The sequence below is a fragment of the Sphingobium sp. LSP13-1-1.1 genome, assembly GCF_040676415.1.
In the GTDB taxonomy this organism is placed as follows: Bacteria; Pseudomonadota; Alphaproteobacteria; order Sphingomonadales; family Sphingomonadaceae; genus Sphingobium.
The window spans coordinates 68459-93457 of the sequence record NZ_JBEGHU010000045.1; the positions used below are offsets into that span (position 1 = coordinate 68459).

Below are 24999 nucleotides of genomic sequence, written 5' to 3' on the forward strand. Positions count from 1 at the left end.
ATACCGTCGATTCGTTATAATTCCAACAAATAATATGCATATAATTGAGGATGGCGGAACAGCAGTGCCATTTCCTGCGCGAATTCGCTAAGGGCAGGGGATCCAGACGAGGAGCATGATGAGCATTCGCAAGCAGAATTCCCGCGAAGGACTGGTTACGGCGGCGGTGGCGAAGCTTCGCGACATGATCGTGGCGCAGCCGCCCGAAGCGCAGATCGGATCCCTGCCGGATCTGGCGAAGGCGCTGGGCGTGGGTATCGTCACCGTTCAGCAGGCTGCACGCGTGCTGGAGCATGAAGGCTTTCTGAAGGTTCGTCGCGGGCCCGGCGGCGGCTATTACGGCACCCGCCCCGATGCAGAGGGCCTCAGCCAGGCGATTTCCGGCTTCCTGGCCATGCACCATTCCGCGCACCCCGAAGCGATCGACATCATCACCCTGCTTGACTGCGAACTCATGGCCGCCGCTGCCCGGGCGACGAATGAGGAGCTTCGGCAAAAGCTTGCCGCGCTCGTCAAATCCATCGACGGGCGCAATACGGCGCGACAGCGCGGCGCATTTGACCAGAGCATGCTGGACATCCTCTATCTGATGGTCGACCGGCCGCTCATGGAACTTCTCTCCCGCGTGGCGGTGCACCATTATGCCGAATATCCGCGTGGCCCGGTCTATGGCGGAAGCGACGGCAAGCAGCGCTGGAAGCGGGAGCGGCGCGCCATCATCGCCGCGATCCTCGACGGCGACCCGGAGCGGGCCCGGTTCGAAGCGCTACGGCGCCGCCGTGAGATCATGCGCCGGCTCGACGCTGCCATCTGAAGGAAACGGCCCCCACTCGAACAGAGGCTTCGCGGCCAATCGAGGATATGCTAGCGCCCCGACGATGACAAAGCCTGTCCCACCCGCCGAACCGCATGAGGAGCCATCGACGCGGCGGCGCCAGATATTGGAGATTGCCGCCCGGCTATTTGCCAGAAAGGGGTATCGCGGCACGTCGATGCGGGACATCGGGGAGCAGGCCGGCGTGCTGGGCGGTTCGCTCTACCATCATATCAGGTCCAAGGACGCGCTGTTCGTCGAACTTCACAATGCCGCCCTTGACCAGGCGGAAACGCGGATAATCCAGGCGGTGCAGGCGCAGTCCGATCCATGGGCCAGGCTGAAGGCGGCTTGCGAGACATTGCTGGATATTCAGCTCGCCCCCGATTCCCTGACCACCCCGATGATGAACGACTTTCGGGAAGTGGCCGAGGATGTGCGCCAGCAACTGATCGCGCGGCGCGACCGGTTCGAGGGGCTGTTTCGCGCATTGGTGCAGGAACTGCCGCTTCCACCTCATATCGACCGGTCGGTATATCGCAATCTGCTTCTTGCGCAGTTGAATTCGACCGCGGACTGGTATCGGCCAGGCAAGCTCACGCCGGCGGAACTGGCTGCCCAGGTCGTTGCCGTCTTTCGGCACGAATGATCCCTGCCTGATGGGGGAACGGGCAGCCCGTGAGCGCTAGAATTCGATGGAGATGTGCACCTTGAGCCGGTCCACTCCCGCAGCTTCGGCAATGCGCGTCTTCGATTGATCGATGATGTCCTTTAGCGATCGGGCATAGGCTTCCCGTCCCGATCGATCCGTTTCCTGAACCGCCGGACGTCCTTTGCCATAAAGCAGCTGCTGTTCGGTGAGGCCGAAAACGGCCGAGAGAATACGCAGATTCTCCCGTCGCGGCGTGGTTCGGCCCGTTTCCCAGCCCCAGATGGTCGGCTTGCTGAACCCTGTCCGTTCCGAAAGCGCCGTGCGGCTCAGCCCCTTTTCGTGGCGCAGGCGGAGCAGGCGCGCGCCCAGATCTTCCTCGGCCGGGCTTTCCGGGCGCTCGGCGGCAGGCCGCATGTCGTCGTCGCGGCCGGGATTGCGGAGCCTGATCGCGCTTACCACCCCTTGGGGAAGCGTGGTCTCGAAACGGCAGCCGAACAGGATATCATTCTGCCAGACGACGCGAGCCACGACCTGGTCCGCGTCTGGCAAGGACAGCATGACACTCTGCCCGATCTCCAGCGTCGATTTCGTCTCCACCAGCATGCCGGCCGTCGAAATATCATGGATCACCAGACTGGCGCCACCATCTTCCGCTGTGCCGGGAAGTTCGAGTCGGATGCGCCAGCGCGGGGCGTCGCGCCTGTTGTCGGACTCGGGTGACTGATCGACAGTTGCATGAATGGGCATGGCTCCCTTCATGCGCGCAAGCGGGTTTCCGGAACGTTAATAGCGGCTTTACGGGATGGCCGGCGCTCGGATAAGATTGATTGTAACAGATGTTTGGTGTATGTGCTCCACACCTTCAGGAGATTCCGATGCTCAACTACGTTCCGCCGATCGACGATTATCGTTTCCTGCTGACGCAGGTGCTCGGTTTCGACCAGGCGATGGCGGACATCGGCAAGGAAGTGGATGCCGATCTGGCGGTGGCGGTGTTGGAGGAAGCCGGGCGCATGTGCGCCGACCGGCTGCACCCGCTCAATCGCCATGGTGATGAGCAGGGCAGCCGCCTGGTCGACGGGTCGGTGAAGACGCCGGACGGCTTTGCCGAGGCCTGGCGCGATTTCGCGGCGGCCGGCTGGCCGTCCTTGTCGGCGGATCCGGAATATGGAGGGCAGGGGCTGCCGTTCATCCTTCAGCTCTGGCTGGACGAGATGCTCGCCGCGACGAATCTCTCCTTCGGCCTGTTCCCCGGCCTGACGCGCGGGGCGTGCGAAGCGATTATCGCCCATGCCAGCGCTCCCCTGAAAGCGACCTATGTACCGCCCATGGTGAGCGGCGCCTGGACCGGCGCCATGGCGCTTACCGAAAGCGGCGCGGGTACCGATCTCGCCCTGCTCAAGACAAGGGCGATGCCGCAGGAGGACGGCAGCCATGCCATCACCGGGCAGAAGATCTTCATCTCTTCAGGCGACCATGATTTCGGCGGCAACGTCATCCATCTGGTGCTGGCCCGCCTGCCCGAAGCTCCCGCCGGGGTGAAGGGGATCAGCCTTTTCCTGGTGCCCAAATATCTCCCCGATGCCGATGGCGGCTTCACGATCCGCAACGCCATGTCGGTCGGTGCGCTGGAAAAGAAGATGGGCATCCATGCCCAGCCGACCTGCGTGATGAACTATGACGGCGCGACCGGCTGGCTGGTGGGGGAACCACACAAGGGGCTGGCCGCGATGTTCACCATGATGAATGCCGAGCGGCTGATGGTTGGCATCCAGGGCCTGGGCATCGCTGGTGCATCCTACCAGCAGGCGGCGGGTTATGCGAAGGAGAGGCTCCAGGGACGCAGCGCCGATGGAGCGCGCAACCCTGTCGCGATCATCGAGCATGCCGACGTGCGGCGCATGCTGCTCAACGTCCGCGCCTTTGTGGAGGCCGGGCGCGCGCTTGCGGGATGGACGGCGTTGCAGCTCGACCGGGCGCACCACCATCCCGACGCTGGCGAGCGGGCAAAGGCGGATGCGCTCGTCGCGCTGCTGACGCCGGTGGTGAAGGCGGCCTTCACCGATTTCGGCTTCGAAAGCGCGGTGCAGGCGCAGCAGGTGTTCGGCGGTCATGGCTACATCCGCGAATGGGGCATGGAGCAATATGTCCGCGATGCCCGCATTGCCCAGATCTATGAGGGCACCAACGGCGTCCAGGCGATGGATCTGGTGGGACGCAAGCTGCCCATGGCCGGCGGCGCGGTGGTCGAGGGCTTCCTCGCCCTTGTCGAAGCGGATCTGGATGCTGCGGCGGGGCTGGACATCGCCGCGAAGACTGCCGAAGCGCTCGCTCTGCTGCGCGGGGTGACGATATCGCTCCGCGGTGCCGGGGCGGACGCGGCGGGCGCGGCTGCGGTCGATTATCTGCGCCTGTTCGCGCTGGTTTCCATGGGCTGGATGTGGACGCGAATGGCCGTGGCGGCGCAGGGAAGCACGCCGCTGCATGAGGCGAAGCGCGCGGTGGCCGACTATTTCGCGCAACATATGCTGCCGCAGGCCCACGGGCTGGCCAGCGGCATCGCGGCGGGTGAGGCCACCATCATGGCGCTCGGCGCCGATGCCTTCTGAAGAGATCGTCATCGCTGTCCACGCGGCCGATCGTTGGAGGGAAGGAAGGCGGTGTTGCTGTGCCCGCCTTGACCGCTTGATGGATGGTTCTGCGTGAAGCCGTGGCTTCAGCGCGCCGATCGGCGATGGCTGACGCATCTCTTGCGGCGTCCGGTCGTTCAGGACGAAGAAGGAGAGAGCCATGGCAGATTTGAGCGCAATCAGGGAACATATGGACATCATCGGCGCCGACGGCGTTCATGTCGGTACGGTCGACAAGGTCGAGGGTGACCGGATCAAGATGGTGAAGGCTGACAGTGGTTCGCACGGCAACCATCATCATTTCATTGCCGGCGGACTGGTCGCGGCGGTCGAAGGCAATCAGGTCCGCCTTTCTGCGGAGGGCGCCGCAGCGGTTCTTCTGGAGGAGGAGGAAAGCGGCGAAGCAATCATGGACGATGGAGACTGACTCCGGCTTTCCGCATGGAGAAGCGTCATGACTGGAAGTAGCCTTGGCGATCATCGAGCCGAAGTTGCGAACATGACTGATGAGGAACTCATCGACAGCTGGGAAACGGCATCGGGGGAGGAGACGGAAAATCTGTTTCCCTTCCTCCGGGCCGTGGTCGACGAAATGGCTCGGCGCGAGATCGCTCTCTCGGCCGATCCGGGCGCGCCTAATGGCTAAAACCCTTAGGAAAGGCGACGCCGCGACATGACAGACGTGGCGGAGAGGCTCATGGCAAGGTGGTGAAGGAGGTTACCGGCACCACCCGGATCAAGGACCACAAGGCGCTAGCCACGCCTGACAGTCCTGAGTTTGTCCTGGAAACGGATGAGGGCAAGAGGCCGCGCATAAACCGGAATCGCTACAGAAGCGGTAAGATCCGCGGCCTCAATAGCCCACGGCATAACCCATGCGGCGGGAATCCGCCCCGCCCATGCGCGCGCCGGATGAGTCGACCAATATTCCCTGGACGCTGCCAATCGCATAGGGACCGACCTTCTCGATCCGATGGCCCATGGCGGTCAGCCCTTGCAGCACAGTATCGGCAAATCGCCCCTCCGCCTGCACGGTAATGGCCGCGCCGGGCTTGTAGAAATTCGGATCCGCATCGAGCGCGAAGCGCGGCGCCTCTATGGCCTGTTGGATAGGCATGCCGCGATCAACTATGTTCACCAGGAACTGGAACTGCGTCTGTCCGATCGTCTCGCCGCCTGGCGATCCAAACACCAGATGCAACCGGCCCTTGTCGAGGAGGATGGTGGGACCATTGCCCAAAAGCGCGAGCTTTCCTGGCACTACCTTGTTCGGGTGGTCGTCATATGGCGCCGTCGATCCCAGTCGGAGGCCATTGTTGAATAGGATACCCGTATCGCCCATTACCAGGAACGTACCGAAACCGCCGCCGATGGTCGTCGTGACGGCGATGGCGTTCCCCTCGGCATCGACGGCGGAAAGGCTGGTGGTATCGCCGTCACGCGTGCGGTCGTCTCCCCGCGCGGCAAAGCGGGGTCGCGATCCTTGCTGCGCCATCCGGCCGTAGGCGGCGGCGTTGCCACCCTCCGGATAGGAGGCCGCTTTGGTCGGATCGATCAACTTTCGCCGTTCTGCCGCGAAAGGCTTGGACAGCAGGCCCTCGACCGGCGTCTGCGCGAAGCGGGGATCGGCGGCATAGCGGTAGACATCCGCCTTGGCGACCTTGATCGCCTCGATCAGCAAATGGGTAAGTTGCGGTCCGTCCGCGGGCAGGGCGGCAAGGTCGAAACCCTCGACCAGATTAAGCTGCTCGCACAGTTCCAGCCCGGTGCGGGATGTGAGCGGACTGCTGTAGACGTCCAGCCCGCGATAATGCGTGCTGACCGGATCGCTCCAGCGCGGCTGATAGGCCTTGAGATCGTCAAGGCGCAACCAGCCTCCACTTTCGTTCGAAAAGCGAGCAAATTCCTGGGCGATGGGGCCTGAGTAGAAATAGTCATAGGCCGCTTGCAGGGCCCGGTCGCGGTCAGCGCCGCCGTCCAGCGCCTTCATCTCGGCATCGGCCAGCGTCTGGAAGGTGCGGGCGAGATTGGGATTGCGGAAGATCGAGCGGGGTGACGGCGGCTGCCCGTCCGGCAGGAACAGGGCGGCACTGGTCGGATAGAGGCTCAGCGTCTTCTGCGCCCGGCCGATGAACAGAGCGATCGACGGATCGAGGGGGTGACCGTCGCGGGCATAGCCGATCGCCGGTTCCAGCAATATGGCGAGCGGTAGCCTGCCGAAGCGTCGGGCCAGTGCGATCCAGCCACCGAACGCGCCCGGCACGGTGAGTGCCCTTGGTCCATGGTCGAGCACCCTGGGATCAACCTGTGGATCGAGCAGGCGCGGTGCACCGCCCGTAAAGGCGAGCGAATGGACCTTGCCCGCCTTGCGGTCGAGGCAGGTGGCGAAGCCGTTGCCGCCCGCGCTCGACGCCCAGGGTTCGACGACGTTCATCACAGCCATGGCCGCCACCACCGCGTCGGCCGCGCTGCCGCCCTGCATCAGCATGCGCGTTCCCGCCATTGCGGCGAGCGGATGACCGGCGGTGACGCCGCCATGCGGCATCGGCACCTCGACGCGGTGTGCTGCGACGCTAGTCCCGCCGGAGCGGGGCGCATCCGGTGCACGGGAGCCCGACTGCGCGCGGGCAGCGGAAGGAAAGCCGGCGAGGACCATGCCTGAAAGGCCGGCGGCGAGCAATTCTCGACGATGGAGCGCTTCCGGGCGCACGGGCTTATTGGGAGCGGACATGGGTCAACCTTTGATCCTCATGGCAAGGGGAGGAGGGGGTGCGGCGTGGGAACCCTGGCGCCGCACCCTGCCGCATCAGAAGGATTTCTTGATGCTGGTGTACCAGTAGCGTGCTTGCGGCTGGTAGAGGTTCGACAGATAGCCGGTCGATGCCAGTGGGGGATCCTTGTCGAAGATGTTGCGGGCGCCGATCTGGATGCTGGTGTCTTTGAGCGGGCCACCATTCCTGAACGTATATTGGGCATAGAGATTGACGGTCGTCTGCCCCTTTACGATCCAGGGATTGGTCGAGGCGTCGCGTGCCGCGTTTTCATAGACGCTGTCGATGAACTGCGTATAGGCGCCGATCTTCACCGGCCCCAGGGTCCAGTCCAGCGTCGCGGCGAGCCGCCAGCGCGGCTGGCCGTCGCGCCCTACGACATCGCCCCCGCCCTGGATTGGCACGCCCGCATTGACAAGGCCCGCGGACCGCCCATTGATCACCGCCGTCACGCCCGCCGGAGCATCGACATAATAGCTGATCAGGCGTGATGCGTTGACATTGAGCGAGAAGGTTCCGACGGTCACGGTGGGCAGCAGATAGTCGAGGTTGAAATCGATGCCCTGCACGGTCACCGGCAGCAGATTTTCGAAATTGGCGACCACATAGAGCAGTTCGCCCACGGGCGCGAGGCCGGTGCCCGCAACCAGCGCTATATCATCCGCAGTCGGATCGCGACGTACGACATTGGGATTGTTGCTGCCCTGCACGCGCTGCAGATAGTCGAGGTTGAGGCCGTTCTGATAGTCAAGCAAACCGACCACATTCTTCTGTTTGATGCGCCAGCGGTCGACGGTGAAGGTCACCTTGCCCCATCCTTCGCCCAGCGGCGGCGAGATGACCGCGCCAAAGCTCCAGCTTTCCGACTCCTCAGGCTTCAGATTGGGATTGCCTCCACTGCGCCGCAGCACGGAAATACTGCGGTTGCATTGCGAGAAATTGGCGATTCGTCCGGCGCGCAGGTCCGCTTCGCACAGCACATAATCGATGCCGGTGTTCACGCGGTCCAGCGTAGAGGTATTGATCACCTCCAGGTTGGGAGCGCGGAAACCCTGTGACCAGGAACCGCGCAGCCGCATGCCCTCAAGCAGTTCCCAGCTCCCCGCGATCTTCGGCTTCGCGACCGACCCGACGTCGCTATAATCTTCATAGCGTCCGGCGATCTGGAAATCGAGGCTGCGGAAGAAGGGAACCTCCATCTCCGGACTGAAGATCGGGATGGCGAGTTCCGCATAGGCGGACTTTACGTCGCGCTTGCCGCGCACGTCCGGGCTCGGACTAGCCCCGCCCAGGTCGGAACCGTAGAAGATGCCGGTGACCGCATCGGTATAGGTTGTATCGATCCCTCTTATTCCGCCCTGATAGGGGGAGCGGTTGTCATGATAGGTCTCGCGGCGATATTCGACGCCCGCCGCAATGCCGATGCTGTTGTCCGCCCACAGGCCCAGCAGATTAGCATTTGAAATCTTGAAGTCCCACAGCGCCAGCGATGTGCGTGTCCTGCGCGTCGCCTTGATGCGGAAACTGTCGATGGTCGCATCGCTGTTGGGCGTACAGTCCCCGATCGACGGCGTATCGACGCAGCCGCCGTTGAAGGGATTGTAGGCATCGGGCGTGGTACGGTTGATTGCGGCCTGCAGCAAGCTGTTGGAGAAGTTCTCCTGCGTGTCCGCGGCGGTCGCCCAGGTGTACAGGGCTGCCGAATCCCAGTCCCAGTTCCCGATATTCCCCTTGAGGCCGCCGAGGAACCGATATTGGTAGTTGGTGACGTCGACCTTGCGCGATCCGAAGTCGACATAGCTTAACGAGGTGATCTGTACAGGCAGGCCTGAGGCGGGAACGACCGCGGTATTGAGGCCTGGCAGGCGGTTGGGCGAGCCGACGGGCCCGAGCGGGTTCCAATAGGCGTTGGCGGCGACTGTGATGGGAATGTTCGCCAGCGAGCCCGGCGCACCGATGATCGCCTGTGTCTTGCCGCGATAGAAGCCCGCTTCGCCATAGAGGGTCAGATTATCGGTCAGGTCGAAATGTCCGTTGGCGAACAGGTTGACGCGCTTGACCGAGGGCTGCGTGGTGAGGTTCTGGAACGTTGCGGGCGCATTGAAGCGCAGGTTGCTGTCGACCGTAGCCATCTCCGTCGCGCCGTTGCCGTCGTCATAGCAGGTACCTGCGGGGCCGGAGGGGATGCGGCATCCGCTGTTGGCGCTTGGCTGAATGTGGAACTGGCTCGAACTGTTGGTGAAGGCGATGCCGTTGCTGGTGATCGTCCGGTTGAGGAAGGATCCGTTGGCGGCCGGACTGAGCGCGCGGAACGTGCCCCACGGCGTGCTGGTGCTGGTGCCGTTGAACGCGGCGACATTGGCGAAGCTGGTGCCGGCCACATAGCCACGCCGGTCGACATTGGCGGTATAGTCCTGGTCGCTGAGATACAGCTTCGACTTCCGCGCATAACCGGCGAACAGCGTGATGTTACCGCGCCCTTCGCTGAAGTCCTTGCCGACAAGCCCATTGATCGTGAACTCGCGCAGGTTCGTGCCTTCAGCTCCGCCATATTGCGCGTCAAACTTCGCGCCGTTGAAATCGGAATTGAGGACATTGTTGACGACGCCGGCAACGGCATCTGATCCATAAAGGGCCGCAGCGCCATCGCGCAACACTTCCACGCGCGCAATATTGCCGACGGGAATTGTATTGGCATTATAGCCGAAGGTCGGAACGCCGGAATCGATGACGCCCGATATGGCCTGAGATGTCGGATGCAGCACGGTTCGGCGGCCATTGATCAGCAGTAGGGTATTGCCTTGGCCCAGGCCGCGCAGGGATACGGTGGAAACGTCGCCACGGGCGGCGTTCGCGTTGCCGCCGCCCAGCACCTGCTCGTTGAACGTCACGCCGCCCAGTTGCGGGATGGAACGAAAGAGATCGGCGCCTGAGACTGCAGCCACTGCTTCGATCTGCTGTTCGCCCACGACGCTGACAGGTAGCGCGCCGGTCGTGTTCGCGCCTCTGATCTGGGTACCGATAACGACGATCTCAGCGCCCTTGTCCATTTCTGACAGCGGGACGCTATCCGTCTGCGCATGCACGGCACCGGCCGACAATACCCAAAGACTGGCTCCTGCCAATTTTGAAAATCTCTCTCTTCTTACCCTCATCTTTCTGTTCCCCTGTAAAGAAGTCCTTGTTTCCGACGTTGCGGTCAAAGGACTTTGCGTGGTTTCAGCTATCAGGCGGCCGCGCGCCGATGGAGATCGTGCATGACCGGCAAAGAATCTGGTAAGTTCTGTATTTTTCCGGACTGTGCATTTGCGGACCCCGGTAGCTGGAGTTCCGGCATCATCCCCATATGGGCCTATGTGCTGCCGGCTCCCTGCCGGCAGCATGCATCGGCGGGCGCAGCGCCCACTTCCGCGCCCGTTCAAATGGGTAGAACTGATGAGATCAAGATTTCCGCCATATTCAGACGAATATTTTCCTGGGACGCGTGAAATATCCCAAGGATAGCGGAAAGCGGGTTCTTTATCGTTACAGGGAAAAGGAACTGGCAGGACCAATGCCCGCTTGCCCTTGGGCAGCGCTTCCATGTCGACTACAGGGGATCTTCGTTCATGACGGATACCGCAGGACAGGGATTGAGCCGTCGTGACTTGGCGGCACTGGCTGTCGGAGGCGCCGTCCTGGCGCAGGGGCAGGCGTTCGCGCAGGGCGCCGCACCGGCGGCAAAAGCGCCGCTGGAACCTACCCGGCTGGTGAGCGCCGGCGAAACGCTGCGCCCGGAGATCGTGGGGAATTTCGGTATCGTCGCCGCTGGGCGCCATTATGCGGTCGCCGCGGGAACGCGTATCTTGATGGCGGGGGGCAATGCCACCGACGCAGGTGTCGCCGCCGTGTTTGCCGCCGCGGTGACGGAAATTTCCCATTTCGGCTTTGGCGGCGAGGCGCCGACGATCGTCTACGACGCGAAGGCGAAGCAAGTCTCCGTGGTGAACGGGCAGGGCGTGGCCCCTGCGCTCGCCACGCCGGACAGGTTCGCCAAGGCGGGCGTTATTCCCGGCAATGGTCCCAATGGCGGAACGGTTCCCGCCATGGTCGACGCCATGGCGCTGGCCTTACAGCTTAACGGCACCCTGACTTTGAGCCAGGTTCTGCAGCCCGCCATGGAACTGGCGGACGGTTTCGTGATGTACAACTTCCTGGCTGAAGTCTTCGCGAGCCAGAAGAAGGCGACATCCCGGTGGAAAGATGCCTACGAAACCTATTATCCGGGTGGAAAATCGCCCAAAGTGGGCGAGATATTCCGCCAGCCCAATCTGGCCAGGACTATCCGCATCATCGCGGAAGCGGACCGGATCGCCTACAGGAAGAAGAAGGACCGCAAGGCCGCGATCCAGGCTGGACGCGACGCCTTCTACAAGGGAGACATCGCCCGTCGGATCGGCGCGGCGATGGAGCGCGACGGGGGTCTGATGCGCTACGAAGACCTTGCGGCCTACAGGGGCAAGGTCGAGAAGCCGACGATGACCAGCGTCTTCGGCTATGAAGTCTGCAAGGGGGGTTTCTGGAGCCAGGGCCCTGCCATGCTGATGGCGCTCAATATTGCAGAGGCTGCGGGCATCGCGACGATGGAACCAGGATCGGCCGCCTACCTCCATGTCGTGGCGGAATCGATTAAGCTCGCCTTTGATGACCGTAACGCCTATTTCGGAGACCCTGATTTCGCGACCATCCCGATGAAGGGCTTGCTATCCAAGGCCTATGCGTCGGAACGCGCGAGGCAGATCGGCCCCAAGGCCTCGCTGGAGCATCGCTATGGCGATCCCTGGGTATTTGAGGGAAGCGCCCGCACAACGCCCGTCTTCACGCCCCATGTGCTGAAGGCTCCGCCGCGTCCGACCGCTGATACCACCGCCATCGAAGTGGTGGACAAGGACGGGAACCTGTTCAGTGCGACGCCAAGTTCGGGCTGGCTGCTGGGCGGCGCCTATATTGCGGGAGATACGGGTGTGCCGATGAGCAATCGCCTGACCGTCTTTGACCTGGATCCCGAAAGCCCCAACGTTCTCGCTCCCGGCAAGCGTCCGCGCACGACGCTCTCCCCCTGCATGGTGCTGAAGGACGGCGCTCCCTATCTGGCTATCGGCACGCCGGGCGGTGACAATCAGGACCAGCAGATCATGAATGTGCTGCTGCGCGTGCTGGCCTTCGACCAGCCGCTCCAGGCCGCGATCGAAGCGCCCCGCATCAACAGCAATCATTTCCACGCCTCCTTCGCGATCAAGAAGGACGAGCCGGGCGTGCTGGAAATCGAGGACCGCGTGCCGCAGGCGGTGCGGGACGATTTGGCCGCCCGCGGGCACAAGCTCGATGTATTGGGACCGTTCGCTGTTTCCACCGGCATCGTTGCCGCCGGTGTCGTGCCCGACAGCGGCACCCTGCGCGGCGGGGCGGATGTGCGCCGCGAACGCTATGTCTTCGGCTGGTAAGAGGACCGCTCTATGCAATCTCCGCTGAAATATCTGTCCATCGCCCTGCTTTCGGCCTGCGCCGTGCAGGCCTACGCCCAGCCAGCCAATCTGCCCCCGCCGGGCGGTGAGAAGCCCATCGCCTTCGACGTGCATGAGGGTACGTCCATGAGTGTGTCCGTCTCACCGGACGGCAAATGGCTGGCGGTCGATCTTCAGGGCACCTTGTGGATCATCCCGGCCAAAGGCGGCAGGGCGAGGCGCATCACCGACTATTTCAACGATGCCCGCCAGCCGGTCTGGTCGCCCGACGGATCGCGGCTTGCCTATTTCGCCTATCGCGACGGCGGCTATGATCTCTGGACGATCAAGCCCGACGGCAGCGGCATGCGCAAGCTGACGGAAGGCGCGTGGGACGATCGCGAGCCAGCCTGGTCGCCGAACGGCAAGACCATCGCCTTCTCCTCCGATCGCAGTGGCAATTACGACATCTGGACGCTGGACGTGGCCAGCGGGGTAGTGAAACAGGTCAGCCGCAATCCGCGTGAGGACAGGATGCCAAGCTGGTCCCCGGATGGTGCGAGGATCGTCTATGCGGGGACGGAAGGCAATAAGACGGCGCTCTACACGACCGCTTTGGCGGACGGCGCGGAAAGCCTGCTCAGACAGGCGGAGGGCAGGATCGACGCGCCCTCCTTCGGTCCCGGCGGCGAACTCGCCTATGTGGTGCAGGACGCGAAGGGCAGCCGGCTGGAAATCGAGGGCAAGGTGGTGAGCGGAACCGAGAATGTCTTTCCGTTCCGCATCGGCTGGGGGAAGGGCGGCTATTATTATGTCTCGGACGGCAAGATCAGGCACCGCAGCGGCGGGCGATCGTCGACCGTCGATTTCGCTGCCACGCTGGAAGTGGTGAAGCCCAGCTATGCCAGGGCGAAGCGCGACTGGGATTCCACCGCGCCGCGCAAGGCGCTGGGCATCGTCCATCCCACCATTTCGCCCGACGGAAGCCGTATAGCCTTCGTGGCGCTGGGCGATCTCTATCTCCTGTCGTCCAAGGGCGGCGTGCCCGAAAATCTGACCAGGGACGCCGCGATGGATGCCGATCCTGCCTGGTCGCCCGATGGGCAGAGCATCGCCTACACTTCCGACAAGGGCGGCGGCCTGCCGCAGCTGTGGATACGCGATGTCAAGACGGGCAAGGATCGCAGGCTCACCAATATCGAGACCCAGCCTCTGGCCGCCGCCTGGTCCCGTGACGGCAGTCGCATTGCCTTCCTTGATGTCGATGGGCGCTGGGGCGTGGCGGGCGTGTGCGTCGTCGACGTGGCGAGTGGCAAGGTGACGCGGCTCCAAGCGTCGCTTGGGCAGCCGGGAAACCCCAGTTGGTCGGCTGACGGCAAATATGTCGCCATCGCGCTTTCCTACAAATATTCCAACAGCTTCCGCGAGGGCGACAATCAGATCTATATGATCCCAAGCGACGGCAAGGGCGAACCCTTCTGGCAAGTGCCCCAGGAAAATGCCGGAACCGACACGCGTGGCGGGGGCGGGCCTGCCTGGTCGCCTGACGGCACGAAGATGGCGGCCATTTATGAAGGCCTGCTGAAGATCTGGCCCGTGGCCGCCGACGGCAAGCCGATGGCGCCGCCGCGCAGCTATACCTCCGAAATTGCCTATTTTCCCAGCTGGACCGCCGACAGCCGGACCATTCTCTATCAGTCATCCGACAAGTTGAAGGCGATCGACACGGAAACGGGCGTCATCCGGGAAATTCCGGTCGACCTCACCTACCGCCCCGCCAACCCGACCGGGCGGATGGTAATCCATGTCAGCAATCTGGTGGACTCCGTCCGCGACGAAACCCAGCACGACAAGGACATCGTGATCGAGGGCAACCGCATCTTTGCAATCTGCGATCATGATCCGGCGCTGCATCGGGCGGACCGCTTCGTTGATGGCACGGGTCTCACCGCCATTCCCGGCCTGATCGAGCATCATGCCCATCTGCAGAAGGATTTCGGCTCGAATCTGGAGCGTGCATGGCTGGCCTATGGCATCACCACCGTGCGCGATCCGGGCAATCAGGTCTATGACGCGATAGAGGACAGGGAGGCGGCCGAAGCGGGCGCGCGCATCAGCCCGCGTCTCTACGTCAATGGCCCGCTGCTCGAATGGCAGCGCGTCTATTACAAGATGGGCGTCGCCATATCCGGCCCGGCGCATTTGGAGCGGGAGCTGGAGCGCGCCCGCATCCTCAAATATGACATATTGAAAAGCTATGTCCGAATGCCCGATATCTACCAGCGTCGCATCGTGGAAGCGGCGCACGAGATGGGCGTGCCGGTCACCGGCCATGAAATCTTCCCCGCGGCCTATACGGGCGTCGATGCGACGGAGCATCTGGGCGCGACCAGCCGTCGCGGCTATTCGCCCAAACAGGGGCCGATGGGCATGGCCTATGAGGATGTCATCCAGCTATTCGGCAAGAGCGGCCGGACGCTGACACCCACCAATTTCGGCGCGCTGACCAATTATCTGGAGAAGAACCCTTCCTATCGCGATGACCCGCGCATCAGCCTCTATCCGATCTGGGCGCGCAAGACCGTGACGGAGAGTGAGCCGATGATGGCGTTGTTGCGGCCGATGATGGCGGGAAGCCTGGCCAGCCTGAAGAAGATGTTCGATGCCGGCACGCTGGTTGCGGCGGGCACGGACACGATGATCGCGACCAACCTGCATGCGGAGCTGTCCTCCTATGTCGATGCCGGGCTGACGCCCTTTCAGGCGCTGCAGACGGCGACGGTCAATTCGGCCCGGTCGCTCAACCTGGACGCAGGAACATTGGAGGCGGGCAAGCTCGCTGACATTGCCCTGCTCGCCGGCGATCCGCGTGAGAACATCGCCAACACTTTCAATGTCAGGAAAGTCATTGCCAACGGCAAATATTATGATGTGGAGGAACTCGTGTCCGGCGGGCAATAAGGGGACAATATGATGCCCTTGGACTGCCGGTCGAACAGCCCTGCAAGCAGGCGGCGCAACCGATGGTTGGCCGGTTCTTCGATGAAGCGATGGGACAGTGCCGCGATGCCGACCGCCAGCAGCAGCGATGCCATGGCGCGTGGGACCTGCGGTATCGGCAAATATCCCGCCAGATAAAGAGCGGGCATGTGCAGCAGGTACAGCGAAAAGCTCCATGCCCCCAGCCGCCGCATGACGCAATTGCCCCACAACCAGTCGTTCAGCCTATGATCGATGGTCGCGCTGTAGATGACGCAGGCGCAGAGTAGGACCTTCGCCAGATCGCCATAATAGCCGATATGCTTGGGGTCGCCGCGCGTCGAAGGGAAGAGGAAGGGCTCCGCCCACGGTGGGGAGAGCAGGATCGCCGTCAGGAAGGCAAGCGCGCTTGCCAGCACCAGCATGGCCGGGAGCGGGCGCGGGGGTCCGGCCCAGACCAGCAGCGCAGCGCCGATCCCGGCGATGAAGATATGCAGCTTTGCGAAGACGGAAAAGCCGGGCGTCCAACTGCTGATCGCATAGGTGAGACAGATCGCGCTCGTCAGCGCCAGGAAGGCGATGGGCCTGTTTCGGCGGCTGCTGTAGAATGCCATCCACATCAGCGGAAAGAGGAAGTAAAATTGGAATTCTGGGCCGATGGACCAGAAGATCGGCTGTGCGCTTGTAAAGCTGAGCAGTCGCAGGAGTTGCTGGCCGTCTATGCGATAGATGAAGGCGGGATCGGCATAGTTGAACAGGAAGAAGGACAGCAGCGATACCCCCAGATAGAGCGGCAGTATCCGCGCCGCCCGCGCGATTCCATAGTGCAGCAGCACCTGGGCGTCGGGCCTCTGCCGCAGATAGAGATGGCCCATCAGGAAGCCGCTGAGCACGAAGAACAGCATTACCCCATGATCGCCCAGGCGGTGATTGACCCAGGACGGCAGCCCGACATCGGGGAAATGCGACAGCATCACGATCAGCGCCGCAAAGCCGCGCAGTCCGTCCAGCGCTGGAATATGCCGCCCGTTCATGCCGTATCTATGCCGTTCGCCGCCGTCTGCCCGCGTGCGAAGCAGAAGCCATAGAGCGCCCACATCAGCGCCGCAGTCTTGATGGAGAGTAGTGAATTGCTGATCGGCAGGCACAGGATGAGGAACAGCATGATGCCATGTTTCGCCATGCGATCGCCGGGTGCCGTGCCGAACCCCGTCAGCGACAGCGTCAGCCATAGGCCAAGTGCGATGAGCACGGATTGGGACTGGATGAAATCTGCCCAACCTGCGTCATCCAGTCGCGCGAATTCGGGATTGACCCCCAGCAATGCGGTGGCGTCCATTGTTCCCAGTGCATGCAGGCCGATGCCCAGCCGGCCGGCGAAATTGTCGCCATTGGGCATCAGAAGACCGAGCGCATCCCCCAGCCAAAGCAGGCCCAGCATGACGGGAAGGTAGACCGCGCTCCAGCGATCAGGCAGATAACGGCAGAGAGGCAGATAGAGGCAGAAGAGCAGGATGACCGTCATCGCCAGCCGCCCGTCGCAGATCACCAGCAAGGCGAAGGTGGACGCGACCATGAAGGTCCGGCACCAGCGCGACAGTTCCCGCCAGCAGGCCGCCGTGAAGATGGTGGCGACAACCGCCCAGTTGCCGAGCGACACCGGCTCCAGGAAAAGGGATGATCCGCGATGGAAGCCGAAGCCGTTCAGCAGCAGCCGCCCGCCCGGCCGTTCCGAACTCAGGAACAGCGATCCGCCCGCCCAGAAGGCATTGGCGTCGTAACCGCGCGTGTTCACATAATAGTCGACCACGTTGAAGAATGCACCATATTGGTCCGGCCGCGCTAGTTCCCATATGCCCACGAGCAGGATGCACGCCTGCATGACAAGGATCGACCGACGGAACAGATCGGTGCGAAGCGCCGTGCCCAGCAGGATGAAGGCCGGGATCAGCAGCACGTCGCCCAATATCTTGGGATTGAACTGCGCCCGGATTGCGCTGGTCAGCAGCACGACCATAACCAGCAGCGCGGCCAGCACCCACCATCGCGCCGCCAGTGCGATCGGCTGGAACAGGCCCATCAGCAGCGCGGAAATGACGATGCCTCCCTGCATCACGGAAACGATCGATCCGCTCATCTGCGCCACATGGCTGTTCACCCAGGCGAGGAGCGGGTTGAACAGGACCGTCGCCGCCAACAGCGCAACGGCCGCCACTGGCATGACCGCGCGCGGCATGTCCACGGCGCTTCGCATACGGACGTCTCTTTGCAGGACAAGCTCAGCCAAGGGCGACCTCCACCAGCCGGTCTGCCACATCACCCCAATCCTGCGTCGGCGCGGGCCGCCTGCGCGTCTGGGCGGCCTTGGCGAAGGCCTGCACCATGTCCCGGCTATCGCCCGGGCGATAGCCGAAACGCAGCTTATGCTCGCCCACCGCGAAATCCGGGCAGACGGCCGGCAGGCCGATAGCGCCATATTGCATCAGTTTGAGGCTGGAATCCGCCAGATAGGCCGATGATTCCGCCGGCAGATAGGCTGCGATGCCGACATCGGCATGCTGAATATAGGGCAGCGTCCGTTCGAAAGGCATCTCGTCGTGCAGCACCACATTGGATGGGAAGGCGCGTTTGGGCGTGCCGATCATGTGGAAGGTGAAATGCGGCACGGCTTGCGCCAGCGTGCGGATCGCGCCCTCGTCAAACAGCATCGATCCGACCGCCACCGCATTATGGGGCTGGTCATAGGGGCTGATGGTCGGCCGGCGCAGGTTGCGCAGGTCGACGCCATGGGGAATGAAGATGCGCGGACAATCGAAGGCGTCGAAATGCGGCAGCATGCTGCGGGCGACGACCACGACCATGTCGATGTCGTGCGCGTGCCTTTGCAACGTCGCCTCGATGCATTGCGGCACGCCCGCAGTCGCCAGCAGGTCGGTCGCACGATAGACAATGCGCGCGTGCGGGGCGATGGCGCGCATCCGCCCGATCAGCGCGGGGGCGATGCCGGATTCGATGAGGATGAGGTCCGCCTTCGCCGCTGCCTCATCCAGAACAGGGCAGGCCATGCCGGCCCAGCGGTGGAACAGCCATCCGGTCAGCGCGTCGGGTAGCGGCATCTTTACCGGATGCCAGCGCGTCCGCCACAGACAGGCGTGTAGGCCGTCCACCCTTTCCCAGCGGTTGGCGCGCGGGTCCAGCCGAGCCCGGCTGTCGCCGCGCAGCCGCGACAGCCAGCTGTAGCCGATAGAAAGGAAGGCGACGTCGTGGCCCCTCTCGGCCATTTTCTGGGCGATGAAATGCACGCTGGCGCGCCGTGCCGTGCGATAGTCATGGCGCGACAGGATGAGGATGCGGGCGTTGGAGATGCCATTGGGAGCGAGGGCGGCCGAAAAGGGGATGTTCAATGGCGTTTCTCCCTGCGGCCGACGATTTCGTCATAATAATCCTCCAGCTCCGCCATGTTCGAGCGGATGTGGAAACTGTTGTTGACCCATTCCCGTCCGGTTCGGCCGAAGCTTTCGCACAGGTCCGCCGTCAGCAGCAGTCGTTCGAGGTGCGCGGCATAGCCGCCCGTGTCGCGTCGCTCCGCCAGCAGGCCGCTTTGCCCCGGCAGGATCGCTTCGCGCATCGGTCCGTCGTCGAAGGCGACCACCGCCATACCCATCGCCTGCGCCTCCATCAGTACGATGGGCAGCCCTTCGCTGTCGCCATTCGCGGCGCGCATGCTGGGCATGGCGAAAATCCGATGCCGCGCCATGGCCGCGAACACCGCCTCACGGGGTTGCGGACCGACAAAGGCCGGTTGGATGCCCAATTTCCGCGCCTGATCCATCAGCGCCGGTTTCATCGGACCGTCCCCGATGATGGTGAGCGGCTCTTCACGCAGGCGGAGCGGCAGCCTGGCCCAGGCATCGAGCAGGAAATTGACGCCCTTCTTCTCGACCAGTCTGCCCACGAACAGCGCGCCGCGGCGCAGCGAGGGGGAATCGACCGGCGGCAGCGCGGCGGGATCAATGCCCAAGCGAATGACCCGCAGCTTGTTTTCGGGATAGCCGGCCTCCAGCAGGCATTGCCTGATCCAGTTCGACACGCAGATGATGCCGTCGGCATAGCGTATCAGGACGGGCTTCAGCATCAGGTACCAAAGTCCTTCAGTCCTCCGCGCATGTTCGCGGGCGGTGACGGTGGCGTCATAGCCATGGGCCGTCACTACCAGCGGCATGCCTCGCCGCAAGGCGAGCGGCAGGATAGCCGCGCCGTCCTGAAGGAAATGGGCGTGGATAAGGCCGGTGGAGCGTGAGCATAATTGTCCGCCGAGATTCTCATAATGTCCGGTCAGTCGATTGCTGATCCTTTTCCACTTTCCAGAGCCCGGTCGATGGAGGAGATGCAGTTGCTGTCCATCCCGATAATGTCCACCTACAATATCGTCGGCCATGACGAAGGGTCGATACCGGCGGAGCGAACGGATATGGTCCACGATGAATGTTTCGGACAAGGGTAGGAAACCGCGTCTGTAAATGGCGACCATGGGCATGATATCTGTCCGCACTGGGAAGAGCAGGTTCCGACCCTCGGGATATATCCTAGGGGTATTCCCTCAATTCGCTGCTGCCTGTGCGGCTGTTATATCCAAAGCCCACAGCTGTTTCGAGTAAGGCATAACACCTATGCAGCGGAACCTAACTCCTTGTGTCTCCGTGATAATTGCGGCCTATAACGCGCAGGATACGCTGGCGCGCGCGGTCAGTTCGGCTCTGGCGCAAAAGATATCCGTCGAAGTCCTGATCATCGACGATGCGTCGAGCGACGACACCGTTCGAGTGGCGCAGGAACTGGCGCTGGCACACGATAATGTCCGCCTGATCGTCAGCACGGAGAATGGCGGACCTTCGATCGCGCGCAACAAGGGGTTGGCCGCAGCGCAGGGCGACTGGGTCGCGATACTTGACGCCGACGATGCGTTCCTTCCGGGTCGGTTGCAGCGTATGATCGGGCTGGCCAGGCGGCATGAGGCTGATCTGGTGGCCGACAATCTGCTGTTCTTCGACTGGCAGGCGCAGGCATTGGCGGGCCGGGCTTTCAGGCTGGCGGACGATCATGTGCAGCAGGTCAGCGCGGCGGATTTCGTCGGGCATTGCATGACCGGCCGTTCCCCCTTCGATTATGGCCAGCTCAAGCCAATATTTCACCGCCGATTCCTGACTGCACGCGGGCTGCAATATCCGCCCGATCTGCGTCATGGGGAGGATTTCGCCTTTGTTCTGGACTGGTTGCTGGCCGGCGCGCGCTTCATGCTGATGGGCGAGGGGTTTTATCTCTTCACCCAGCGCATCGGTTCGATCTCCTCGGACAGTTCGGGCCAGTCGCGCACTATTCTCAACCTCCAGTCTATGCGCGAGCATACGCTGGGCCTGCTCGCCCGCCCGCGCATTCGGGCAGACAGGGCATTGGCGCGCCTGTTGTCGAAAAGGGCGGACGCAATTCGCGATCAGGCGATCTGGAATCGCGCCTATTCCCACCTGCGCGCCCGGCGGCCGTGGGCACTACTGATGGAAATGCTGCGCGACCGGCGCAGTTGGCCAATGCTGGCCCGCCACCTTGTCCGGCGACATCGGGCGCGGGCGTCGGCGCGGTAGGGACAATGCAACCTGGTCCAAAATCTGCCATCAGCGATCTTCCAGTCAAAAAGCAGCGCAAGGAAACCGTTTCCTTTCCACCCATTTCACCGCCCTCCTGCGATCCCATTCAGCGCACTGCTCAACTGCTCGACCCTTTGCTGGAAAATCATGTCGCCGCTCATGAAGGCAGGCGCACTGTCCAGTTGATGCAAAACCATTGCCATCCGCTCCGTTCGCCGCCTGTCCCACCGCGCCATCGCGTCCCGCGCGGCTGCTTGCGCCGGCAGGCGCCCTGGCAGCGCACGCAGATGGTGTCTCAGCTTGGGCCGCACGGATTGCCATAGCCTGTTGCCTTCCCGGCGCATCATCCGCCGGTAATGTGCCATGGCACTCTCCCTGTCCGGCCGCGGTAAACGGAAATCCTGTCCGGTGCAGCGCTGCACCTGCCCCTCATAATAGGCTCCTAGGCTGATCGATGGCAGCACGATCGGTTCATAGGGCAGGTCCAGCGACAGGGTCCAATCGAGCCATTTGAAGCTGTTGATACGCCGGGAGGATGCCACAGGAACCCAGGGCACCCGCATCGTATCCGCGATGATCGCGGCATGCATGGAATCCGCTATCACCAACCGCGCTGTTCGGATGCGCTCGATAACACGATGCCCGCATTGCCGGGGATCGACCAGTTCCACGCCCGCCAGCCTGCACGCCGTTTCCCAAGGGCCTTCATCCATCGCCTCATAATGGGGAATGAGGATCGTTCCGTGCCGTTCTTCCGCGGCCAGAGGCCTCAGCCGCGGCAGCGTCGATAGCAGCAGCGCGCCATCTGCCACCGCCAGTTCCGGGCGCCCGACCACCTGTGCGGTCAGCGGCCCGCGCAGGGCCGTGACGTTCCAACGCTCGCTGTTGAAATCGGCGGGCAGGGGACGATAGCCGATTCCGCTGGAAAACACCCTGATCCTTTTCGCCTGCGGCATGTCGTTGCCGATGATCGTGCCGATCCCGCAGAACAGCTCCCCATCATCCTCGTCCGACCAGCGGCCTGGCGCCAGCTCTTCCCAGAGCCAGCTGTTCAGGTCATCACCGAAATTTCCCTGCGTCGCCCGATAGTAATAGAGCTTCATACGGACACCTCCCGCATATCGGGATGTAGCTTGCGGCGCGCTATTTCCGTCCAATAGCCGGGCAGTTCGCGTCCCAGATGCCGATATGCCCTTGCGATCGTCGCTCGCTGGAGCTGGTCCGTCAGGCCCAGATAAAGCCGCGGGTGCATCAGAATCGCCGCCAGTTCCATTTGAAAGCTGCGTCGCCGTTGCTGTGTCAGCATCAGGCTTTGCGCATCGATGCCGTCGATCGCGCCCATCAACTCGTTCATCCGGATCATGGAGAGGATGCGACGCAGATTGCGCCCGCTCAGGCGCTCATGAGCGTCGCGATACAGGTTGATGCCTTCGCCGCGCACGCTGTTAGCGGAAAGCGAGAAGGAGATGCCCCGCGCCCGATGCGCCAGCCGCGCCCACATCAACCAGTCCTCCCCGGCATGACGCAGGCTCTCCTCGAACCGCAGTGGTCCCAAAGCCGAAGCGCGCAGGATCACCGACGACGTCTGGCACAGGTAATCACGCATCATCGACGATCCGCCATTTGCCCCGATGAAGCGATAGGTGCTGCGCGTGCCGTCGAGTGGTTCGACACCATGTTGGGTCGGCAGTGTCCGGAAAAATGCCATGGCCGCAAACATGGTCGTCGGCGGCATGGCGCTGTCGCAGAAGTAGAAATCATTCGCCGTCCCCAACGTGTCGATCCCGCAGGCGAGATGGTGGGTCGACCATTGGTCGTCGGAGTCCAGAAAGGCGATATAGTGGGAATCTGGCGACATGGCGTCCAGACCATGGTTGCGCGCTGCAGCCGGGCCCGCATTGGCCTGGCGGAGGATGCGCAGCCTGATCCAGTCGGGGAGGACGAGGTTATCGGCATCGAGATCGGCCGCGACCGGCGAACCGTCATCGACGACGATCAGTTCAACTTCGGCAGGCCAGGGAAGATATTGGCAGGCGACCGACCGGAGAGCCTCGCGCAGCAGCCCGCGCTTTCTCTGGAAGAACGGGATGATGACCGATATGCGCTTCGGGATGTCCGTTCGGCCCAGGGCCATGCTGGGGTCAGGCTGCATCGGTCCCCCGCAGGGCGGTGGTTGGGGCAGGCGGAGGCATATCCTCCCAATTATGCCCGCGCCGGGCATCCTTCAGTGCACGGACGATGAAGCTCAGATTGCCGAGCAGATAGCGATCCGCGAGTCGCGAGGGTTCCTGCCACAGCCGCCAGACCCATTCCAACCGCACCCGCCGCACCCAGGCCGGGGCGCGCCGCACCCGTCCGGCGAGGAAGTCGAGCAAAGCGCCGCCACAGAGAACGGGTCGTCCGAATTCCGGCGCCCAGCGCGCCGCCCAGATTTCCTGCCGAGGATTGCCCATGCAGGCGAGCACCAGATCAGCTTTGCTTGTCCGGATTTGTTCGCTGAGGTCTGCTTCCTCCTGCTGGTCGAAGAAGCCGTGCCGCATTCCCACGATGGAAAGGCGCGGGCACAGGCGGGAGAGTGTCGCCGCCGCTCGCTCCGCCACGCCTGGAGCCGCGCCGACTAGGAACAACCGGAGCCGTTCGGGATGATCTTTCAGCAGGACCGGGATGAAATCCGTGCCGTTGAGGTTGACGGGAAAGGGCCGACCGTAGCGCAGGCGGCTCGCCAGATCGACGCCGATACCGTCGTTCAGCACCAGCGCGTCACTCAGAGCTCTGGCCAACCGGTCGTTCTGCCGCGCCAGATTGGCCATATGAGCGTTGCAGAAGGCGATGATCCTGGGGCTTTGCGCACGTATGTGACAGCGGATTTGCGCCAGTGCCTCCGCCTGGGAGAGTACGGCAACCTTCACCGGGCCGATGGTCCGTTGGCGATGGCCCAATATTTGGTCATAAATATGTACGATGCGCGCCGAGACCTGCGGCCAGCTATAGCTCCGCAGCGGTTCCTCCGCGTCCTTCAGGGCTCCCCCGGCTCTGGCCGTGCGGAAATCCTTGAACAGCCGCGCCGCGGACAGTGGATCGTCGAAATGCATGAGCGTACCGACACCCAGTTTCTCGCAGGACCGGCGATGCGCCGGAATGTCGCTGGCGGCGGGATAGAGGCCGGCGGAGACCGCTTCGATCAACGATATACCGAACCCTTCATAGGCGCTGGCCGAAGCGAAGATGCTGCTGCGCCCGATCAGCGCGCGAAGCGCCTCGTCACTGGGGCTATCGTGAAATTCGATCTTCTCGACTACGCCTTGTTCGCCAGCGATCCGGCGCAGGTCAGGGATGGCGACACCCATCGGCTTGCCCGCGACGACCAGCGACCAGCCGGGGTCGAGCGCATTCAACGCGGCGAACCAGCGGATCAGCCGGTCAATCCGCTTGTTGGGGGCGATGCGGCCGAAATAGAGAATTGTCCGCGCATCCGGGTCGGCGGTGGCTGCAAATTTGTCGATGTCGACGCCATTTTCCACCAGCATCAGCCTCGGGCCGCAAATGCGCGCAAAGCTGTTCTGATCCGCCTCGCTACAGGCGATCGTCGCGTTGAAACGGCTCAGCGACAGACGAGATATGCTGTGGAAATAGACCTGCTTCAGCCGCTGCGCATAATTGGTGTGGAAAAAGCCGCCATGCGTGCTGAGCACCATCGGCTTCTTGTGCAAGAATCGCGTGAGCGCGAGGAAATCAACGAAGAAATCCATGGCATGGACATGGATCAGATCGCAATCCTGCACATGGCGCAGCACCGAGGGCGCGATCGGATAGCGCCGTCCACCGCGGAAGGGCAGGCGGACGATCTCCACGCCGCCCATCGTCTCCCGCGCGGGCAGTTCCGCGCCGTCGCCGTCGAAGATGCGGTTCAGCGTGACCATGCGGACATCATGGCCTGCCCGTGCCTGCTCCTCGCAGAGGTTGCGGGTGAAATTCTCCAGCCCGCCGATGCCGGGATAATATTGGCGCGAGATATGGACGATCTTCAT

Annotated in this window: 19 protein-coding genes; 9 read left to right on the forward strand and 10 right to left on the reverse strand. The window is 63.0% G+C overall.

Going from position 1 to position 24999, the window contains the following annotated elements:
• Positions 1-115: 115 nt before the first annotated feature.
• On the forward strand, positions 116-814 hold the full coding sequence (locus tag MRBLSP13_RS17630) for a FadR/GntR family transcriptional regulator (RefSeq protein ID WP_363755835.1): 699 nt from the start codon (positions 116-118) through the stop codon (positions 812-814).
• Between the two features lie 64 nt (positions 815-878).
• Entirely contained in the window at positions 879-1463 is a 585-nt protein-coding gene (locus tag MRBLSP13_RS17635; protein WP_363737379.1) for a TetR/AcrR family transcriptional regulator, read from the forward strand.
• Positions 1464-1499: 36 nt separating this feature from the next.
• On the opposite strand, the gene MRBLSP13_RS17640 is transcribed toward MRBLSP13_RS17635, so the two are convergent.
• Positions 1500-2213 (reverse strand): helix-turn-helix domain-containing protein, encoded by a 714-nt coding sequence (locus MRBLSP13_RS17640; RefSeq protein WP_363755837.1) that lies wholly within the window; start codon positions 2211-2213, stop codon positions 1500-1502.
• Positions 2214-2341: 128 nt separating this feature from the next.
• Between MRBLSP13_RS17640 and MRBLSP13_RS17645 the strand changes: the two genes are divergently transcribed.
• The 3 genes from MRBLSP13_RS17645 (at position 2342) to MRBLSP13_RS17655 (ending at position 4742) form a co-directional block, all read left to right on the forward strand.
• Positions 2342-4075: an acyl-CoA dehydrogenase family protein gene (locus MRBLSP13_RS17645; protein ID WP_363755839.1), complete on the forward strand. Its 1734-nt coding sequence runs from the start codon at positions 2342-2344 to the stop codon at positions 4073-4075.
• A 181-nt stretch (positions 4076-4256) separates the two neighbouring features.
• On the forward strand, positions 4257-4523 hold the full coding sequence (locus tag MRBLSP13_RS17650; protein ID WP_363755841.1) for a DUF2171 domain-containing protein: 267 nt from the start codon (positions 4257-4259) through the stop codon (positions 4521-4523).
• Between the two features lie 27 nt (positions 4524-4550).
• Positions 4551-4742 carry a hypothetical protein gene (locus MRBLSP13_RS17655; RefSeq protein WP_363755843.1) on the forward strand — a complete coding sequence of 64 codons (192 nt, stop codon included), beginning with the start codon at positions 4551-4553 and terminating at the stop codon, positions 4740-4742.
• 207 nt (positions 4743-4949) lie between these two features.
• Here the strand turns inward: MRBLSP13_RS17655 and MRBLSP13_RS17660 are convergent, their stop codons facing one another.
• Together MRBLSP13_RS17660 and MRBLSP13_RS17665 are read right to left on the reverse strand one after the other, a co-directional pair.
• Positions 4950-6827: a gamma-glutamyltransferase gene (locus MRBLSP13_RS17660; protein WP_363755845.1), complete on the reverse strand. Its 1878-nt coding sequence runs from the start codon at positions 6825-6827 to the stop codon at positions 4950-4952.
• A 75-nt stretch (positions 6828-6902) separates the two neighbouring features.
• Positions 6903-10022, reverse strand: a complete 3120-nt coding sequence (locus MRBLSP13_RS17665) for a TonB-dependent receptor domain-containing protein (RefSeq protein WP_363737374.1) — start codon at positions 10020-10022, stop codon at positions 6903-6905.
• 102 nt (positions 10023-10124) lie between these two features.
• On the opposite strand from MRBLSP13_RS17665, the gene MRBLSP13_RS17670 reads away from it, so the two are divergent.
• The 3 genes from MRBLSP13_RS17670 to MRBLSP13_RS17680 all read left to right on the forward strand — a co-directional run bounded on the left by MRBLSP13_RS17670 (position 10125) and on the right by MRBLSP13_RS17680 (position 15311).
• Positions 10125-10355, forward strand: a complete 231-nt coding sequence (locus MRBLSP13_RS17670) for a hypothetical protein (protein ID WP_363737373.1) — start codon at positions 10125-10127, stop codon at positions 10353-10355.
• A 120-nt stretch (positions 10356-10475) separates the two neighbouring features.
• On the forward strand, positions 10476-12350 hold the full coding sequence (locus MRBLSP13_RS17675; protein ID WP_363755846.1) for a gamma-glutamyltransferase family protein: 1875 nt from the start codon (positions 10476-10478) through the stop codon (positions 12348-12350).
• 12 nt (positions 12351-12362) lie between these two features.
• Positions 12363-15311 (forward strand): amidohydrolase family protein, encoded by a 2949-nt coding sequence (locus tag MRBLSP13_RS17680; RefSeq protein ID WP_363737371.1) that lies wholly within the window; start codon positions 12363-12365, stop codon positions 15309-15311.
• Here the strand turns inward: MRBLSP13_RS17680 and MRBLSP13_RS17685 are convergent.
• From MRBLSP13_RS17685 to MRBLSP13_RS17700, 4 genes are read right to left on the reverse strand one after another with little or no spacing between them, the layout of a single operon-like run.
• Positions 15275-16363 (reverse strand): acyltransferase family protein, encoded by a 1089-nt coding sequence (locus MRBLSP13_RS17685; RefSeq protein ID WP_363737370.1) that lies wholly within the window; start codon positions 16361-16363, stop codon positions 15275-15277. The two genes, MRBLSP13_RS17680 and MRBLSP13_RS17685, sit on opposite strands and share 37 nt — an antisense overlap.
• Positions 16360-17583 carry a polysaccharide biosynthesis protein GumE gene (locus MRBLSP13_RS17690; protein WP_363737369.1) on the reverse strand — a complete coding sequence of 408 codons (1224 nt, stop codon included), beginning with the start codon at positions 17581-17583 and terminating at the stop codon, positions 16360-16362. The genes MRBLSP13_RS17685 and MRBLSP13_RS17690 overlap by 4 nt, the downstream gene beginning before the upstream one ends.
• 25 nt (positions 17584-17608) lie before the next feature.
• Entirely contained in the window at positions 17609-18733 is a 1125-nt protein-coding gene (locus tag MRBLSP13_RS17695) for a polysaccharide biosynthesis protein GumK (protein WP_363755848.1), read from the reverse strand.
• Positions 18730-19827 (reverse strand): glycosyltransferase, encoded by a 1098-nt coding sequence (locus MRBLSP13_RS17700; RefSeq protein WP_363755850.1) that lies wholly within the window; start codon positions 19825-19827, stop codon positions 18730-18732. The genes MRBLSP13_RS17695 and MRBLSP13_RS17700 overlap by 4 nt, the downstream gene beginning before the upstream one ends.
• A 202-nt stretch (positions 19828-20029) precedes the next feature.
• Here MRBLSP13_RS17700 and MRBLSP13_RS17705 point away from each other — a divergent pair, with 202 nt between their 5' ends.
• Positions 20030-20968 carry a glycosyltransferase family 2 protein gene (locus tag MRBLSP13_RS17705; RefSeq protein WP_363755852.1) on the forward strand — a complete coding sequence of 313 codons (939 nt, stop codon included), beginning with the start codon at positions 20030-20032 and terminating at the stop codon, positions 20966-20968.
• Between the two features lie 86 nt (positions 20969-21054).
• Here the strand turns inward: MRBLSP13_RS17705 and MRBLSP13_RS17710 are convergent, their stop codons facing one another.
• Genes MRBLSP13_RS17710 through MRBLSP13_RS17720 form a run of 3 tightly spaced genes read right to left on the reverse strand, consistent with a single transcriptional unit; the run spans position 21055 to position 24999 of the window.
• The gene (locus tag MRBLSP13_RS17710; RefSeq protein ID WP_363755854.1) at positions 21055-22074 is read right to left on the reverse strand and encodes a polysaccharide pyruvyl transferase family protein; all 1020 of its coding nucleotides are present in this window, start codon (positions 22072-22074) and stop codon (positions 21055-21057) included.
• On the reverse strand, positions 22071-23123 hold the full coding sequence (locus tag MRBLSP13_RS17715; protein ID WP_363755856.1) for a glycosyltransferase family 2 protein: 1053 nt from the start codon (positions 23121-23123) through the stop codon (positions 22071-22073). Before MRBLSP13_RS17715 ends, MRBLSP13_RS17710 begins: the two co-directional genes overlap by 4 nt.
• A complete protein-coding gene (locus MRBLSP13_RS17720) occupies positions 23113-24999 on the reverse strand; it encodes a WecB/TagA/CpsF family glycosyltransferase (RefSeq protein WP_363755858.1) in 1887 nt (628 codons plus the stop codon). Before MRBLSP13_RS17720 ends, MRBLSP13_RS17715 begins: the two co-directional genes overlap by 11 nt.

What these genes read in the sequence shown, in the direction of transcription:
- MRBLSP13_RS17660 (WP_363755845.1), bottom strand. Translation starts at nt 6,827, where the DNA reads ATGTCCGCTCCCAATAAGCCCGTGCGCCCGGAAGCGCTCCATCGTCGA.
- MRBLSP13_RS17640 (WP_363755837.1), bottom strand. Translation starts at nt 2,213, where the DNA reads ATGCCCATTCATGCAACTGTCGATCAGTCACCCGAGTCCGACAACAGG.
- MRBLSP13_RS17645 (WP_363755839.1), top strand. Translation starts at nt 2,342, where the DNA reads ATGCTCAACTACGTTCCGCCGATCGACGATTATCGTTTCCTGCTGACG.
- MRBLSP13_RS17650 (WP_363755841.1), top strand. Translation starts at nt 4,257, where the DNA reads ATGGCAGATTTGAGCGCAATCAGGGAACATATGGACATCATCGGCGCC.
- MRBLSP13_RS17680 (WP_363737371.1), top strand. Translation starts at nt 12,363, where the DNA reads ATGCAATCTCCGCTGAAATATCTGTCCATCGCCCTGCTTTCGGCCTGC.
- MRBLSP13_RS17630 (WP_363755835.1), top strand. Translation starts at nt 116, where the DNA reads ATGATGAGCATTCGCAAGCAGAATTCCCGCGAAGGACTGGTTACGGCG.
- MRBLSP13_RS17635 (WP_363737379.1), top strand. Translation starts at nt 879, where the DNA reads ATGACAAAGCCTGTCCCACCCGCCGAACCGCATGAGGAGCCATCGACG.
- MRBLSP13_RS17710 (WP_363755854.1), bottom strand. Translation starts at nt 22,074, where the DNA reads ATGAAGCTCTATTACTATCGGGCGACGCAGGGAAATTTCGGTGATGAC.
- MRBLSP13_RS17655 (WP_363755843.1), top strand. Translation starts at nt 4,551, where the DNA reads ATGACTGGAAGTAGCCTTGGCGATCATCGAGCCGAAGTTGCGAACATG.
- MRBLSP13_RS17715 (WP_363755856.1), bottom strand. Translation starts at nt 23,123, where the DNA reads ATGCAGCCTGACCCCAGCATGGCCCTGGGCCGAACGGACATCCCGAAG.
- MRBLSP13_RS17720 (WP_363755858.1), bottom strand. Translation starts at nt 24,999, where the DNA reads ATGAAGATCGTCCATATCTCGCGCCAATATTATCCCGGCATCGGCGGG.
- MRBLSP13_RS17665 (WP_363737374.1), bottom strand. Translation starts at nt 10,022, where the DNA reads ATGAGGGTAAGAAGAGAGAGATTTTCAAAATTGGCAGGAGCCAGTCTT.
- MRBLSP13_RS17675 (WP_363755846.1), top strand. Translation starts at nt 10,476, where the DNA reads ATGACGGATACCGCAGGACAGGGATTGAGCCGTCGTGACTTGGCGGCA.
- MRBLSP13_RS17670 (WP_363737373.1), top strand. Translation starts at nt 10,125, where the DNA reads ATGACCGGCAAAGAATCTGGTAAGTTCTGTATTTTTCCGGACTGTGCA.
- MRBLSP13_RS17685 (WP_363737370.1), bottom strand. Translation starts at nt 16,363, where the DNA reads ATGAACGGGCGGCATATTCCAGCGCTGGACGGACTGCGCGGCTTTGCG.
- MRBLSP13_RS17690 (WP_363737369.1), bottom strand. Translation starts at nt 17,583, where the DNA reads ATGCGAAGCGCCGTGGACATGCCGCGCGCGGTCATGCCAGTGGCGGCC.